The organism is Halopenitus salinus, from assembly GCF_055397165.1.
Window position 1 is genome coordinate 931,319 of the sequence record NZ_AP043853.1, and the last position, 13,682, is coordinate 945,000.

General features: G+C 57.7%; 16 protein-coding genes, 1 tRNA gene and 3 pseudogenes. 11 read left to right on the forward strand and 9 right to left on the reverse strand.

Annotation, left to right across the window (positions count from 1 at the left end):
- Window positions 1-154 precede the first annotated feature (154 nt).
- The 3 genes and pseudogenes from ACZ5YD_RS06425 to ACZ5YD_RS06435 all read left to right on the forward strand — a co-directional run bounded on the left by ACZ5YD_RS06425 (window position 155) and on the right by ACZ5YD_RS06435 (window position 1,532).
- Entirely contained in the window at window positions 155-466 is a 312-nt protein-coding gene (locus ACZ5YD_RS06425; RefSeq protein WP_379741834.1) for a hypothetical protein, read from the forward strand.
- A gap of 6 nt (window positions 467-472) precedes the next feature.
- Window positions 473-970: a type II toxin-antitoxin system VapC family toxin gene (locus ACZ5YD_RS06430; protein WP_379741837.1), complete on the forward strand. Its 498-nt coding sequence runs from the start codon at window positions 473-475 to the stop codon at window positions 968-970.
- 11 nt (window positions 971-981) lie between these two features.
- A pseudogene (locus tag ACZ5YD_RS06435) lies at window positions 982-1,532 on the forward strand (DUF7342 family protein).
- 45 nt (window positions 1,533-1,577) lie between these two features.
- On the opposite strand, the gene ACZ5YD_RS06440 reads toward ACZ5YD_RS06435, so the two are convergent.
- The 4 genes and pseudogenes from ACZ5YD_RS06440 to ACZ5YD_RS06455 form a co-directional block, all read right to left on the reverse strand.
- A complete protein-coding gene (locus ACZ5YD_RS06440; RefSeq protein WP_379741839.1) occupies window positions 1,578-2,399 on the reverse strand; it encodes an SWIM zinc finger family protein in 822 nt (273 codons plus the stop codon).
- Between the two features lie 2 nt (window positions 2,400-2,401).
- A pseudogene (locus ACZ5YD_RS06445) lies at window positions 2,402-2,853 on the reverse strand (toxin-antitoxin system TumE family protein).
- Window positions 2,850-3,362 carry a winged helix-turn-helix domain-containing protein gene (locus ACZ5YD_RS06450; protein WP_379741842.1) on the reverse strand — a complete coding sequence of 171 codons (513 nt, stop codon included), beginning with the start codon at window positions 3,360-3,362 and terminating at the stop codon, window positions 2,850-2,852. The pseudogene ACZ5YD_RS06445 and the gene ACZ5YD_RS06450 overlap by 4 nt, the downstream one beginning before the upstream one ends.
- A 76-nt stretch (window positions 3,363-3,438) precedes the next feature.
- A pseudogene (locus ACZ5YD_RS06455) lies at window positions 3,439-3,637 on the reverse strand (transcription initiation factor IIB family protein); the annotation flags it as partial.
- A gap of 189 nt (window positions 3,638-3,826) precedes the next feature.
- Here ACZ5YD_RS06455 and ACZ5YD_RS06460 point away from each other — a divergent pair.
- Window positions 3,827-3,949 (forward strand): hypothetical protein, encoded by a 123-nt coding sequence (locus tag ACZ5YD_RS06460; protein WP_379741845.1) that lies wholly within the window; start codon window positions 3,827-3,829, stop codon window positions 3,947-3,949.
- Window positions 3,950-5,230, forward strand: a complete 1,281-nt coding sequence (locus ACZ5YD_RS06465) for an RNA-guided endonuclease InsQ/TnpB family protein (RefSeq protein WP_379741848.1) — start codon at window positions 3,950-3,952, stop codon at window positions 5,228-5,230.
- Window positions 5,231-5,241: 11 nt separating this feature from the next.
- On the opposite strand, the gene ACZ5YD_RS06470 is transcribed toward ACZ5YD_RS06465, so the two are convergent.
- The 3 genes from ACZ5YD_RS06470 to ACZ5YD_RS06480 all read right to left on the reverse strand — a co-directional run bounded on the left by ACZ5YD_RS06470 (window position 5,242) and on the right by ACZ5YD_RS06480 (window position 7,445).
- On the reverse strand, window positions 5,242-5,676 hold the full coding sequence (locus ACZ5YD_RS06470) for a toxin-antitoxin system TumE family protein (protein ID WP_379741851.1): 435 nt from the start codon (window positions 5,674-5,676) through the stop codon (window positions 5,242-5,244).
- Between the two features lie 8 nt (window positions 5,677-5,684).
- The gene (locus ACZ5YD_RS06475; RefSeq protein ID WP_379741854.1) at window positions 5,685-6,218 is read right to left on the reverse strand and encodes a DUF7342 family protein; all 534 of its coding nucleotides are present in this window, start codon (window positions 6,216-6,218) and stop codon (window positions 5,685-5,687) included.
- A gap of 300 nt (window positions 6,219-6,518) precedes the next feature.
- On the reverse strand, window positions 6,519-7,445 hold the full coding sequence (locus ACZ5YD_RS06480) for an ArdC-like ssDNA-binding domain-containing protein (RefSeq protein WP_379741857.1): 927 nt from the start codon (window positions 7,443-7,445) through the stop codon (window positions 6,519-6,521).
- A gap of 223 nt (window positions 7,446-7,668) precedes the next feature.
- Between ACZ5YD_RS06480 and ACZ5YD_RS06485 the strand changes: the two genes are divergently transcribed.
- Window positions 7,669-8,136 (forward strand): IS1096 element passenger TnpR family protein, encoded by a 468-nt coding sequence (locus ACZ5YD_RS06485; RefSeq protein WP_379741860.1) that lies wholly within the window; start codon window positions 7,669-7,671, stop codon window positions 8,134-8,136.
- 177 nt (window positions 8,137-8,313) lie between these two features.
- Here the strand turns inward: ACZ5YD_RS06485 and ACZ5YD_RS06490 are convergent, their stop codons facing one another.
- Window positions 8,314-9,033: a DUF7509 family protein gene (locus tag ACZ5YD_RS06490; RefSeq protein WP_379741863.1), complete on the reverse strand. Its 720-nt coding sequence runs from the start codon at window positions 9,031-9,033 to the stop codon at window positions 8,314-8,316.
- 67 nt (window positions 9,034-9,100) lie between these two features.
- Between ACZ5YD_RS06490 and ACZ5YD_RS06495 the strand changes: the two genes are divergently transcribed.
- On the forward strand, window positions 9,101-9,706 hold the full coding sequence (locus tag ACZ5YD_RS06495; protein ID WP_379741866.1) for a winged helix-turn-helix domain-containing protein: 606 nt from the start codon (window positions 9,101-9,103) through the stop codon (window positions 9,704-9,706).
- Window positions 9,707-9,715: 9 nt separating this feature from the next.
- Window positions 9,716-10,579, forward strand: a complete 864-nt coding sequence (locus tag ACZ5YD_RS06500; RefSeq protein ID WP_379741869.1) for an HAD family hydrolase — start codon at window positions 9,716-9,718, stop codon at window positions 10,577-10,579.
- Window positions 10,580-10,856: 277 nt separating this feature from the next.
- Here ACZ5YD_RS06500 and ACZ5YD_RS06505 read toward each other — a convergent pair whose 3' ends face one another.
- Window positions 10,857-12,137, reverse strand: coding sequence for an RNA-guided endonuclease InsQ/TnpB family protein (locus tag ACZ5YD_RS06505; protein ID WP_379741872.1), 1,281 nt, complete (start codon window positions 12,135-12,137; stop codon window positions 10,857-10,859).
- 158 nt (window positions 12,138-12,295) lie between these two features.
- On the opposite strand from ACZ5YD_RS06505, the gene ACZ5YD_RS06510 reads away from it, so the two are divergent.
- From ACZ5YD_RS06510 to ACZ5YD_RS06520, 3 genes are all read left to right on the forward strand, one after another.
- The gene (locus ACZ5YD_RS06510; protein ID WP_379741875.1) at window positions 12,296-13,066 is read left to right on the forward strand and encodes a hypothetical protein; all 771 of its coding nucleotides are present in this window, start codon (window positions 12,296-12,298) and stop codon (window positions 13,064-13,066) included.
- A gap of 21 nt (window positions 13,067-13,087) precedes the next feature.
- Window positions 13,088-13,159: transfer RNA gene (locus ACZ5YD_RS06515), tRNA-Gly, on the forward strand.
- Between the two features lie 32 nt (window positions 13,160-13,191).
- Window positions 13,192-13,512, forward strand: coding sequence for a hypothetical protein (locus ACZ5YD_RS06520; protein WP_379741878.1), 321 nt, complete (start codon window positions 13,192-13,194; stop codon window positions 13,510-13,512).
- The last annotated feature ends 170 nt before the right edge of the window (window positions 13,513-13,682 follow it).

Genomic DNA, 13,682 nt, shown 5'->3' on the forward strand with positions numbered 1-13,682 from the left:
ATAGCGATCACGTATCGATTGGTGTGGTTTGTCCACTCGTATTTTAACTTCAAGGCCAGTAGTCCCCCCCCATCTCCCGCTTGCACATGAACTAACTCATTCGAACATGTTATACTTCATGAGCACGTAGATGGGAGTAGCAACGGGGGTTCCTATGAGCAGTATCGACACCAAGCACGTGCAAACTGAACTGAACGAGGACGAATACGAACGCTTCCGCGAGTTTGCGAGAGAACACGGCCTCTCGCTTAAAGAAGCCAGCCACGAGGCGCTCATCGAGTGGATCGAACGCCAGCAGCAAGCGGATCCTAACGACCCAGCGTTCACCGTCCTCGACGACCTCGAGGACGAATCTCTTCCAGCGTCAGCGGCGACGGATGCTCGCGAGGAAGACGATCTCGTCGAGGAGTGGCACGGCAGCGACGAATCGTTTACGCTCGCCGACGACCCGTCCGCGCAATCCTGAACTCGGATGGCTGAACCAGTTGACACCCCGATCGGCACGGTCACAGCCGAGCATTTTCGCCCAGGGCACATCCGCGATCAGGTCGTCGTCGGCCCGAAGTTCCTGTACGCATTGTTCAACCCACAGGATCAGATGCACGCAGTCTCGCGGGCGTTCATGGCGTTCGTCCGCGACGGTGACCTCCCCTATCGTCGCCTCATCGTCAACGATCACATCGTCGACGAGGCCGCAACCCGGCTGAAAAAACAGGCGTCGATACGGAACGCCGCGTCGTTCCTGACGACGCTGGACGAGAGCATGCTCTATCAGCTCGAATCCGTCCCCGAGGACGTTTTCGATGACGCGAAAGCCACGTTCGTCGAGTGGACGGATCTGGATGCGTCACTCACCGATTTTACTGTTGCCGCGCATATGGAGGCCTTAGAAGTCGACCACATCCTCACCTACGACCGACACTACGATGCCTTCGACGTGACAACGCTCCCATATCGCAATCAGGACTAGAGGTGCCAAGCATATCCGAATTCTCACGAGACGGCGTCCAGACGTGGACTGAGTCGATTAGCGCCCGCGACCGCATTCGAGCGGTCGCCGAGACGCTTCGCGAACCGTGGTCGGTCAACTGGATCAGCGAGCAGGCCGACGCCGCTTGAGCACGACCAACGAAGAACTCCAAGATCTTGTCGACCAAGGGCAGCTGCGTCGCGTCGAGGCCGGCGAGACGACGCGCTATCAGCCGGACTACACGCGTCTGCTCTTCGAGGAAATCTGCACACTCATCGAGGTGAACACGCGCGAGGAGCTTTGCCACGAATTGGCCGCAATCACCGAGGAGATCGAGGTGTGGCAGGCGACCTACGACGTCGAGACGTGGGAGGATCTCGAACAGTCGCTCGCCGACGGTGATCTCGCAAGTGCCGAGCCCCGCGAGCGCCGCGACGTGATTACACGTTGGGAGGAGAATTTTGAAGACCGACGGTTCATCAAGCACGCGTTGACGCTCTACTCCGACGTCGAAGCCGCTCGCGAACAGCGGATCAGCGTGGCTGATCGCGTCACAAACTAATTTTCGCGATCGTCGAACGTGCGGGCGTCATCGAGGGCGACACAGCTATTCGTCGGACTGCTCATCCGCCTTTTCCCGGAGATCGACTGCTGCCTTCTCGAAGTGTTCCGCGAGGAACGGCGTTCCCGACATTGCCGCCTCGTTGAGGAATGCGATGGCGTCAGTGACGGCATCAGCGTCGCGTTCCGTAGCCGCGACACAGTCGACATACCCGTCGAGTGCCCGACTGAACGCACTCGAGAAGTGGTCATATGCGCCGTCAACGCGCTCCATGTTGTCGTCGAGCGATTCGACGAGTGCCCGGTAGACCGTCGCCGCCGACGCATACCGCCCCTGCTCGCGGTACTCGTTCGCGAGATCGAACCACTGCGTGAAGTCGATCGGCTCGAAAACGACGTGGTACTCTGGGTTCGTCTCCTCAAACTGCCGGTCGATCGCGGTGCGAAGCTCGTCGACCGACTGTCTCGTCGGCTCGCCGACGCGGGCGAGAAACCGATCACGGAGATCCGTATTGATCGCGAGTTCATCACGCAGGAACGCGTGGAGCTCGTCTGCGTCGGTACCGTCGAGTGCGGCGTCGAGTCGATCGCCTTCGTCTGGCGGTGAGTCGTCAACACACCGAAGCAACACGGCGACGACGTGCTTGCACGCTCCCGGCCCATCGTACGGACAATCGCACCACGGGGTAAATCCGTCGGTAGCAAGATCAACACGAACATCGTACTGACGGCTGCCACTCACCGCGGCGGTTACGGCGCTGTCGACGTGGTGAATCTCGTGGATGCGACCCTCGTCACGGTATCGTTCGCCACGTTCGAAGACCGCGTCCGTGCAGATGTCCCGAACTGCGTCCTCGGTTACATCCATTCTCACGGTGGGTTTGACGCACTATTCAGCCGATCCAGTGTATCATCCTCGTACGCCGCTCGCCACATTGCATGGACGGCACGCGTCACGAGTGACACCTCGGTCACGTCGATACAGGACGATTCGGCGTCCGTCGTCGCGGCGTCGGGCGGCGGGTGGAAATGGATCTCGGGAGAGTGTGTATTCGGGTGGCGATCGAAGCGCCAATTGACATCGTCGCTATCGACGTAGTGGAACGAATACATCCCCAGTTCGCTCCACTGGATATCGAGGCGAGCACTCTCGGCGTGGCCGAGTCCATCGCTGAGACTGATCTGCAGTTCCGTGGGGGCGACGACGTCGTCGTACGCGGTGGCGTCGACGAGCGGTTCGAGTTCGAGCCACAGGTCACGATCCGCTGGAGCGCCGGCAGATAGATCGGCCCGAACTCGCCGGCGCGGTCATTACCGTTCATACCGCGAGCTGGTGGCTAGCCTCGTCGTAGGCGAGTGCGGCTTGGGCAACGGCGAGATTCTGTCGCGTCGTCCTCCACGCGGTGAGGTCGTCCCAGCCTTCCGTCTCGTCGGCGTCGAGTTGCTGGGCGAGTTCCTCAGGAGACACCACATCGTAGCGGTCCTCGTAGCGCCGGATCTCGCCCTTCATGTCCTGGATGCTGTCGAGCAACTCCGGTCGATCGACTTCCTCACGCAGCTCACGGATCCGGGACATCAACACCCGGTCGCTGTTTCGCTTGTACAGCGTTGTTTGGCCGTCCTGTTCCGTCTCGGCGAACCTGGTGTTTACCAGCGTCTTGCAGTGTCGACGTGCCGTCGGCTCGCTCACGAGGGCGCGATCGGCGATCTCGGCTGCCGATTGCCCGTCGTGGGTCTGTTCGACGATTTCGTACACACGCTCGAACGGTGTGGTGTCGTCTTTCCAGTCCTCTTTGACCTGCTCGTTGACGTCATCCCACGTCTTGGTCATACTGGGTGCTACGCAATCAAGAAACAAATAGTTTCCTGAGAAAATTATTAATGGCAGTGCTTGTAGATGAGCGTTGTCAGGCTACCTGCTCCTCTAACGTCTCGTGGTGGATCCGGACCGTCTTTGGCGTGACGTTCACTGTCTCCGCGACGTCGGTCACCCACTGCCCCTGTTCCTGTCCCGCTTTGTATAGGCAGGCCGCTGCGAACCCCGGCCGGATGGACGCCCGTCGTGACGCCGCGCACGCTGTCGCGCGCTGCACGCCTTCCGGCGCGGACAAACACTCCACGCGATACCGTGACCTTTTACCTGAATTGAGGCGCAAAGGCCCCTTCTTCAACGAACGAGCGGAGCGAGCGAGTAGGGAGGATACAGCGCCGCACGGTTCTCAAACACGTTCGACGCTCGGCCCACAGGCCCACGCAACCGCAACTGTTTAGTACGCATTTTGCATAACTTATGGAGTGGCAACGCGCAAGACCATCTCTATCCGTGACGACCAAGAGGAGTGGATTCAGGAGAACCACCTGAGTCTGTCCTCGTTCGTCCAAGAGCAACTTGACGAACTCATCGAAGAACGCTCGTAGATGAACTACAACTACAGGTATCGGCTCCGACCGTCCGACGCGCTCACAGATCGGTTAGCGTGGACTGTCGATACCTGTAGACAGGTCTACAACCACTTCCTCCATCGACTCAACCGCACCGACGATACCTCGGCGTACTCCGAGCAGAAACTCCTGCCGAGTCTCAAGAAGTGGTGGAGCGACCTGAAAGACGTCCACTCGAAGGTTCTTCAGAAAACCGTTCAGCGGTTGTACGACAACCTTTCGACGCTCCGGGGTCGCAAAGAGAACGGCTACCGCGTCGGGACGCTCAAGTGGAAGGCACCGGACGAGTACCGTAGTTTCACCTACAGTCAATCCGGCTTCAAGCTTAAGAACACGAGTGGTCGGACTCGGCTGTGGCTCTCGAAACTCGGTGACATACCCATCACCTTCTACCGCGACCTCCCCGACGACGCCGAAATCAAGACCGTCACGGTCAAACGCGAACCCACCGGCAAGTGGTACGCTATCCTCGGCGTTGAAACCCCGGACGACCCGCCTGCGAAGCCCGAGAATCCCGAGAAGTGCGTCGGTATCGACGTGGGGATTCTCAAGTACGCTCACGACACAGACGGAACCGCAGTCGAATCCCTCGACTTGTCCGACGAACGCGAGCGACTTGAACGCGCCCAACGCAACCTCGCGCGGAAACAGCACGGTTCCGCAAATTGGGAGAAACAGCGGAAGGTCGTGGCTGAACGTCACACCGACCTCAAGCGAAAGCGCCGCGACTTCCTCCACAAACTCTCGAACTACTACGCGAGAGAGTACGACTTCGTAGCGGTCGAGGACTTGGACGCGAAGGGGTTGGTCGAACTTCCGGGCAACTCTCGGAACCGGGCAGGAGCGGCGTGGGGGACGTTCCTTCGGATGCTCGAATACAAGTGCGAGCGCGAAGGAACGCACTTCGTCGCCGTGAATCCGTACGGAACGACCAAAGAGTGCGCCCCCTGCGGCGTTTCGACCGAGAAAGCGCTGTGGGTCCGTGAACACTCGTGTCCGGCGTGTGGGTTTGAAGCGGATAGAGACGCGAACGCGGCATGGAACATTCTTTCTCGCGGTATCACAAAGCGGTTAGGAGCGGGACGCTCCGAATCAACGCCTGTGGAGATTGCCCTCCCTGTGGATACGCCTGTATCTGCAAAGCGCGTCGTGGAAGCAGGAAGCCCCATCACCAGAAGTCAAAGACTTCTGGTTAGCAGTCAGAACTCTCCGAGTTCTGACGACACCCTCAAGCGCGAGCCGTCAGGCGAGCGGTAGGGTGGGGTAGTTCACTTGCTCCAGAGGGTCGTGATCCGGTCTTCGATCTCGTCGAGGACGAGCGCAACGACGTCACGATGGTCGTCCGGCCACGATGCGTCCTCGCCGGGCGTCGGGGCGGTGGGCGGGGGATGGAAGTGGTCCCGTGTATTGTGCGGATTCGGGTGCCGGTCCCACCGGCACTCCCAGGTGTGGTCTACCTGCTGCTCTCGATAGTGGAATTTGAAGTCGTCGTTCATGTACCAACGGACCGTCAACTGTGCCTCCTCGACGACTGCCGGGTAATACGACGAGGCAAAGACGACGTGGAGTTCCAGATGACCGCTTGTATCCGTGACGGTCGCTCGGGAGACCTGCCTCGTCGCTTGGAGCCGCGTCTGGAGGAACTTGAGGATTGGACGGTCGATGGGGGCAGGGCTCCCACCATCGCCTGTCGGTGGCACCATCGAGCGGGCTACCCGGATGCCTGTTCGCGCTCGCCACCCGTGCGTTGCTGGCGCGCGCGTTCGTAGCGGTCACGCTCCTCGCGGGCGGTCGCCCAGTCGCCGAGGTCGCTGTACACGTTGTCGATGGTCCGCTCGTCGCTGCCCTCCGCGGCGGCGACGGCGTCGACGGCGGCCGGTGACGCGGCGTCGTACGCCTCTTCATACTCGGTGATGCGCGTCGTCAGCTCACGAGCGCGTTCTTGAAGCTCTCCGACGGAATGGTCGGCTGCGAGTTGGTTGATGCGTCGCCACTCAAAATACGCGTCATTCCGTTCGTAGGTGGTCGGATGGCCATCGTGCCGGGTGACGATCCCCAAATCGTCGAACCAGCCAAGGTACTTCCGGGCGGTCTTGGGGTCGCAGTCGGCGATGTCGGCGATCGCGCTCGCCGTCGTCGGCGCGCGGGTCTGCAGGATGGCGCCGTAGATACGTTGTTCGACGTCGTCGCTGCTGAACGCGTCCTCAAAGGGGGGCGGCCCATCCGCGGTGTCTGGCTTGGACATACGCAGATTTTGGCAAGCTGCGGATTTAGTTCTTGTGACTGTGAATAGTTTCCCGTATTAGGAACTCGAGTTGGAGGTTGGAGGTTGTGTTAACCAACAAACGCGCAATTTTGCGTCCGTACTGTTGGTTAAACCCCTCGACAACACTGGTGTAACCGCGACTTCGGGAGGGCATCCATTCGGTCAGACTACTAGGCGAACCTGTGAGTCTCTGAGGATTTCAACAGAGCCCGTGAAGTGTAGAGCTAACCACACAGATATGTAGCGAGTTCTTTGGGGATAGTTTCGATCAACTGGCTGCTACATTGGCAGGTACTCTATGATCTCTTCTGCCGTTCGACTAATCCGTCCGAGGCGCTCGCGAACGACTTCTGGATCGTCCGACTCCCACGCCGCGAGGTAGAACGCCGACCCACTGGTGTCGAGCCCGCAGTACCGCCCGACCACGTACGCGACGGCTTCAGCCTCAATCTCGCGTTTCGATCGCTCGGTATCGTCGTCGACGTCGAAATGAAGCAAGGCGTGCGCGTATTCATGTATCAATGTTCCTGCAACGCCCGCCTGGTTCGGTCGATCGAGAACCTCGACGAGCGGCTGTGCATCGTAGAGTGACAATTTCTCACAGACGCCTTTCGCATCTCCATGGGGCCAGTCCGTTTTGGGGACGATCCGTACGGTGAGGTCCAGCTCGGTAGCGGCGTCAAGTAGCGCTGGCACGAGTTCGTCGGCGTCACCAGTCGCGGCCGTTTGCAACTCTGGAAGTGGATCGCCCTCCGTCTGAGAGATGTCAAACACGGCCGCAGGTCGGAACCCGACTAGGCCTTTCGACCACTCGTCAGCTGACGTCTCGTCGTAGTTGCAGTCGGTGTTCTCGTGGTAGCTCGGCGAGTTTCCACACTCCGGACACTGCTTCGTGATGATCGGCGCCCAGATCCAGATCGCTCGTTCGCCCTCCTTGACGTGGCGGTCGAACTCCTCCTGCCAGGTCCGATAGCCGGCGACGCGGGTCGCCCCGGGACACTGGCGCTTGATGAGGAGCGTGTTTCTGTAGGAGTAGTCATGGAAGCGACTCTGGACGTCGAGCCACGATCGAAACTCCGCACTAGCCCGTGCGTCGTTGACGCCGTCGACCAAGTCGTCGATCCAGGAATCGATCGTGCTGTGCATCTCGTCGCGTCGTGCGTCGGTCTCGGTGAACGAAACCGACGAGTTGCTGGTCGTAGCCATCGTAGTCACAACGAATTCACGGCGGGTATGGCAGTTCACCACGCGCGCACCCCCTGGGGCGCACGAAAAACTCTCTGCGGTCGCTCAAGACGTCATCCCGTCGGGTCGCCCGAAACCCCAGCTCCACGGAGAACTCGATCGACATGTTCGGCTCACAGTCGTCGACGAGCGATGGACCAAAGGTTCAACCCAACCAAGAAACGGTCGACGCGAATCAGTCACCATGACGACCTACCGATTCCGGTTCAAGCACGACCCCGAGCCGACCGAGTTGTGGCGTGACGTCGTCGTCGGTCTCGATCGAACCGTCGACGAACTCCAAACCGTGCTCAACGACGCGGTCGGACTGGACCACGAACACCTCTGGTTCATCGGAGCTGACGAAACGTACTGGGACAGCACCGTACAGTACAAGCGACCGACGGAGATCGAGGAGTCGATCGGAACCAGCACGGAGTACGACGCCTCCGAAACGACCATCGGGGAGATGGCCGACCAACTGGACCTCGAGGTGGGCGACCGGATCTGCTACCTGTACGACTACGGCGATGAATGGCGATTCTACGGGATCCTGAAGTCGATCGACGAGGATGAAGCGGGCGACATCCACCCGCAAATCGTGAACGAAACGGGGGCGCCCGTCGATCAGTACGTGCCGCCCGAGACTGACGAATCGTCGCGAACCACGTGACGTCGATTGAATGCTCCAGTGGGGTCCGTCGATATGGATCGCTTCTTACCAAACATTGTCAAAAGAGTAAGGTCGATCGTTTGGTAAGAGCTGGGTCGTCCGAGCCGATTGATTGTACGAGACTGATCGATCCTGAAAGTGTAATCAGTAAGCCGTTATATTCGCTTCACTATCGCTTCAAGAGTACGGGTTGAAGACAGGAAGGAGTTGATCAGGGTCCTCACGCTCTATGTTGGCAAGGAAATGCTGAGTTTTGTGTATCAATTCCTCTCGAGTTTCGAATTCAATGGTGTCAACATCGTAGGTAGATGGAATTTCATCAACGCTGGCGCTGCTGAACCCTTCCGTCTTGAAAATTCGAAATCGTTCTCGGGGTTTACGAATCGGCTCAGGATTCCCTCTTCGGAGGTGAAACTCCCCGAGGATGGCCCCGACCTCCGAGCCAACACCGGTTGTCAGACCAGCTTCTGAAAAGATGAACAGGACGGCATCACTGACTGCTGCGAAAGCTACTGATTGGTCGAGAACGGACATCGATCCCTCATCGTCGTCCGCTTCTGTGTCAGTCGGGATCCCAATATCCGTCGCAAGGAACGCATGAACTCCGAACTGGTCGCGTAAGGCGTGACAAAGATCTTCGAGAGCTACTTCGAAGCTTCCGCGCCCATCAGAAGCAAGATGGCACTCTGGTTTGAATAATGGGTCGTCAATGAAGGGCGATCGAAGTTGATCTCCATCTGAATAGACATAGGTAGCGTCAAATGCGGTGTACGGTCCCATCACGAAGATATAAAATTCGTCCTCAAGTTTTGATTCAGGTGGTTGAGGAGCGTCCTTCCGTATCCGTGAAAAAACGGATTCACCTTCGAAGGTAAATCCGTAGTCACGACGATTCATTGTCCCCGCTTGCACGGCAAAACCCGAATAGGTATCGCTCTAAGATACCGAGAGGACAGATAGATTAATGATCGTTAACCTAATCAGTGGGGACGACGTACGTATACTCATGATGACGGGGACTCCCGAGCCGGAACTCTTCGACGAACTTGATGACGGGAACGTGATCCAATACGTTGAACAGCGGCTATTCGGTGGAAAGATCGATTCTCTGGATGCACATATCGAACGAAAGAAGGCGCTCGCAGAGCCGACGCGATATAGCATCCTATACTTGCTGTACGAATACGGGGAGATATCCAGAAAGCGGCTCGTCGCAGAAACCGGTCGTGACAGTAATGACTTGCAGCATCATCTAAACGATCTCCTCGACACAAACCTCATCGCGAAGATTCCTGCTCCGGAGGATGCCGACGGACGGAAAACCTACTACCGGATTACGACTCTCGGAAAGCAGGAAATTGGCAGTGATATCGAGCATATCGTCGGCGGATACGCCCACGAAAACCGCTTCAATGTACTCGGAGATCCGGAATTGGTTGATGGAATGTCCGATGATGATAGACGAGCGCTCGTAGTTGGTGGCGAGGCGGAAACAGAGGCCCTGGATGATCGCCGTAGTGATCTCCGTGCACGGAGACTCGACTTCCAACGAGTAGTCAGTCAGGAGTGATCGAAGTAAATGACTACAAACATCGGATTGATATTCGATTTCGACGATACGCTCGCTCCAGACTCAACTACGCAACTACTGGAACAACACGGAATTTCTCCCGAGGAGTTCTGGTTTACGGAATTCCAATCCCGCGTGAGAGAAGGATACGACCCAACAGTTGCATATCTCTCATTACTGCTCGAGAAGGTCGGGGAGGATCAACCGCTTGGTGAACTCACCATAGAAGACCTTGAAGCGTTCGGTACAGATCTAACTGAGACTCTCTATCCGGGAGTTCCCGGGCTCTTCGACGATATCAATGCTATCGCAGACGAATACGAGGACATCACGATTGATTACTATATCCTATCAGAGGGTCTTGAACCGATAATTCAAGGCACCGAGATTGCAGAGAGGTGCGAGGCGGTGTATGCCTCCCAATTGGATGCGAATGCTGAAGGCATCATCCAACACATCCAACGGCCGATTTCATTCACCGATAAGACACGGTACCTCTACGAGATCAACAAAGGGATTACGCCAGCAGAAGCCAGAGAAAACCCGTATGAAGTCAACACCCAAGTAGCTCCTGAGGAACGACGAACTCCGTTTGAGAATATGATATATATCGGAGACGGAATTACGGATATTCCATGTTTCTCGCTCGTGAAGGATCGCGGTGGACGAGTCTTTGGTGTAATTGATAGTGACGATGAGGGTGCTGAGGGATCGGCGAAACAGCGTGCTATCAGAGATATTGGTTCACCGAGGAGAGCTGGGAATCTAAATAAACCGATGTATGGAGAAAGTGGTCGATTAGGCTCGCTGCTCCGATTAACGATCGAAGGAGTATGTACCGACCGAACGATCGATGAACTGGAGGCGCTGTGAGGGTGGTCGAGTCCAAAAACCTCACCTTAGGAAGCCAACGATAATGGAGGAACTCGAAGGTTAGCGGAGATGGATCCCAGACCACTCAACATAATTCCGGTGATAGTTGAACAAAGTGATTGTTCATCCAATCTCGTGCATGGTCGAGAGGGTCTACAGACAGCTGATGCCGAACAACCAGGGATCGCCGTCGACGCCCCCAGAACCTTGACATCCTCCCCGCGCTGAAGCGCGAGGATTCCCACGGCACCGTACCGCTGGGTTGGGATATTGTGGTTTACGACGTGACTTGTTCTTGAGGCGCAAACGCGCCAGTTTCCTTGTCAAACAAGAACGTCGATGGCTGTGCCAACCAGCCGTTACTCCTATTCACCGATAGATTCGGTGAACTCGGAGATACTTTCTGCCGAATGTTCTCAGCACCGTTCACATCTGCGTTCGCCACTGTACCGCACTCATCACAGACATACAGTCCGCGTTCAACACGGTTCGCATCACGCTTCCGACCACAGCACGAGCACGACTTCGAGGTATCCCGCTCAGATACCTGTTCAACCGTGATACCTTCCATCTCTGCCTTGTATTCGAGCAGGTCTGTAAACCGGTCGAACGCCCACGAGTGCAAGTCGAGGTTGCCGTGTTTGCCCCAGTCTTTCGATTTGCCGTTCTCTCCATCCTCACGGACGCCGGAGAGATCACCCACTACGATCGTTCCAACGTTCTCGTCAACACACCGCTGGACAATGTGTTTTGAGAGCGTGTGGAAGTAGTGGGTGCGGCGAGTTGACTTCTTCTGGTTCAGCCGGGTGGCCTGCTCGGAGTTCGAGCCGTCACACCGAGCGATTCGCTTGCTGAAGTAGTAGTCGTCCTGTTTCAAGCAATTGAGTGGGTACAACTCGCTGTGACCGTCCTCGTAGGCGAGTGCGGCGAAGTTGTTGATACCGAGGTCAACACCCACCGTCTTCTCACCGGGGGCTTCAACCACCTCGATTTCGACCTTACAGACGAAGCGAAGTTCCCACTCGTTGCCCGTCCATACAACCTGGACTTGTTGGACGTTCTCCACGGCGGAGAGGTCAACGTCGGGTCGAGTTTGGTACTTGCACAGTATGAAGTCCGACCAGTAGTCCTTGAGGGTCGATCCCTTTGAGAGTCGAACGCGGTCGTATTGGGTGTCGAGTTTGAAGCCGGCGGCTTTGAACGTCACCGTCGAACGCGGGTGTTCGTCACCGTGTTTGCGGTAACCGGGTGGGTTTGCTCTCGAGTCTCCGTTACGTCGTTTACCGTACCACCCGTTGAACGCTTCAGCGAGTTCTTGAAGGACTCGCTGACTTGACTGAGAATGGAGGTCATCATAGCGTTCGTGGTTCTTGAGGTACGTGGTGAGTTCGTTGTGGTTGGGAATGTGATCGATTTCATCCCAGATCCGACTGCACGTCCACCGTCCGACGTTCCAGAGCTTACTAGCCGCGAACCCGAGCGAATCAAGATCGTCTTGCACCCGAGACTGGTTCTGTATGGAAGCAGTGTAGGTGCGAGTAACGACCTGTTTCGCCATATGTAACCTATGTAGACAAACTTACTTGAAGGTATGCATTGGCGCAGCGTGGAATATCCAGCCGTGCCATCGAACGGCGGACTGTGAAGGGTGGTGTCGGATTCATCCTCGCGCTAAAGCGCGAGGCTTTCTCCTCGATTCTCCGTAACCTTCGCAACATGCTGGAGGCGGGCGTCGACGAGGAGGACATCGTCGACCACCTCGAGTTGGACGCGGTACGACACGCGCCGTTGTACCCGTTCCGCTACTACCAGGCGTACACCGCGATACAGGAGGCGGACGTTCACGCACCCGCAGTTGAGCAGTGGTTGGAGGCGGCAATCGACGTCAGCGTCGAAACGGTCCCCGAGGGGTTCGAGGACACCTTCGTCGCCGTTGACTTGTCCGGATCGATGGACGCACTATTGTCGCACCACAGCACGCTCCGGCTCAAGGAGATCGGCGCCCTGTTCGGTGCGATCCTCGCCGACCAGGGTGCCACCGTCGGCGGCTTCGGCGACGACTTCCGGACCGTGTCGATGCACGTCGACACGCCGGTGTTGCAACGCCAGGAAGCCGTACTCGCCATTGACGGCGATGTCGGGAACTCGACGAACGGCTGGAAGGCGATAGCGCAGCTTCGAGAGCGGAACGTCGCCGTCGACCGCATCGTCATCTTCACCGACATGCAGATCTGGGACAGCACGCCGTTCACGATGCGCGACGACCGAACCGTGAAGGAGGCGTTCGACGCCTACCGCGAGGAGGTCTCGCCGGACACCGCGCTGTATCTCGTCGATCTCGCGTCCTACGGCGATCTCGTCACTCCCGAGGGGTACGAGAACGTCTACAACGTATCCGGCTGGTCGGAGAACGTGCTCCCGTTCATCGAGCACGCCGAACGACCGATGCAGATCATCGATGAGATCGACGCCGTCGAACCAGCGTAGCTGCCCTCCCATCCCCCTTGAGCGCGAGTAGTGTAGCAGGCAACACGCGGTCCTGCCAGGACCGAGAGGGGCGTTCGAATCGTCCCTCGCGCACTTCGAGCGTCGCTCGTGGAACGGAATTCCTCGTGGCGCGCTCACACATTGGAGGCCTCAGAATGGCTATCAGCACACACACCGAACCCGTATCGACCTCAACCATGACCGTCACCGTCCGTATTCCGCACCGAACGGACAGCGACCTCGCCACCGCGGCCGAGGATCGATTGTTACGAAGTGAATACGTTGCGGACGCATCGATCGACGAACTCCACGGCCTCAACCCGCAGCTCTCGGCCACCGTGATCACCGTCGGCGTGACCATTCGATGGGCGAGGCGACCGCCCGACGACGTGGAGACGCGACTCACCGACGTTCCAGGCGTGGAGTCGATCGATACCGAGAGGTGAAGGGAATACGTACGAGCCGAAGTTCAACAGCGCGTCGATCGACGAGATGGACGACGCGTACAGCCTGCGGTTCCGGTACTGTATCGATCGCGGAGAACTCGAGGACAAACTCATCGAGTTCATCGAATCATCCGTCGTTCTGCTCTCCTAATACCGATCTCGACCGTGGT

Excerpts from the sequence above, each read along its gene's own strand:
- ACZ5YD_RS06505 (WP_379741872.1), bottom strand. The coding sequence starts at position 12,137 with ATGGCGAAACAGGTCGTTACTCGCACCTACACTGCTTCCATACAGAAC.
- ACZ5YD_RS06450 (WP_379741842.1), bottom strand. The coding sequence starts at position 3,362 with ATGACCAAGACGTGGGATGACGTCAACGAGCAGGTCAAAGAGGACTGG.
- ACZ5YD_RS06465 (WP_379741848.1), top strand. The coding sequence starts at position 3,950 with ATGAACTACAACTACAGGTATCGGCTCCGACCGTCCGACGCGCTCACA.
- ACZ5YD_RS06475 (WP_379741854.1), bottom strand. The coding sequence starts at position 6,218 with ATGTCCAAGCCAGACACCGCGGATGGGCCGCCCCCCTTTGAGGACGCG.
- ACZ5YD_RS06495 (WP_379741866.1), top strand. The coding sequence starts at position 9,101 with ATGATCGTTAACCTAATCAGTGGGGACGACGTACGTATACTCATGATG.
- ACZ5YD_RS06510 (WP_379741875.1), top strand. The coding sequence starts at position 12,296 with ATGCTGGAGGCGGGCGTCGACGAGGAGGACATCGTCGACCACCTCGAG.
- ACZ5YD_RS06430 (WP_379741837.1), top strand. The coding sequence starts at position 473 with ATGGCTGAACCAGTTGACACCCCGATCGGCACGGTCACAGCCGAGCAT.
- ACZ5YD_RS06480 (WP_379741857.1), bottom strand. The coding sequence starts at position 7,445 with ATGGCTACGACCAGCAACTCGTCGGTTTCGTTCACCGAGACCGACGCA.
- ACZ5YD_RS06440 (WP_379741839.1), bottom strand. The coding sequence starts at position 2,399 with ATGGATGTAACCGAGGACGCAGTTCGGGACATCTGCACGGACGCGGTC.
- ACZ5YD_RS06470 (WP_379741851.1), bottom strand. The coding sequence starts at position 5,676 with ATGGTGCCACCGACAGGCGATGGTGGGAGCCCTGCCCCCATCGACCGT.
- ACZ5YD_RS06500 (WP_379741869.1), top strand. The coding sequence starts at position 9,716 with ATGACTACAAACATCGGATTGATATTCGATTTCGACGATACGCTCGCT.
- ACZ5YD_RS06490 (WP_379741863.1), bottom strand. The coding sequence starts at position 9,033 with ATGAATCGTCGTGACTACGGATTTACCTTCGAAGGTGAATCCGTTTTT.
- ACZ5YD_RS06485 (WP_379741860.1), top strand. The coding sequence starts at position 7,669 with ATGACGACCTACCGATTCCGGTTCAAGCACGACCCCGAGCCGACCGAG.
- ACZ5YD_RS06425 (WP_379741834.1), top strand. The coding sequence starts at position 155 with ATGAGCAGTATCGACACCAAGCACGTGCAAACTGAACTGAACGAGGAC.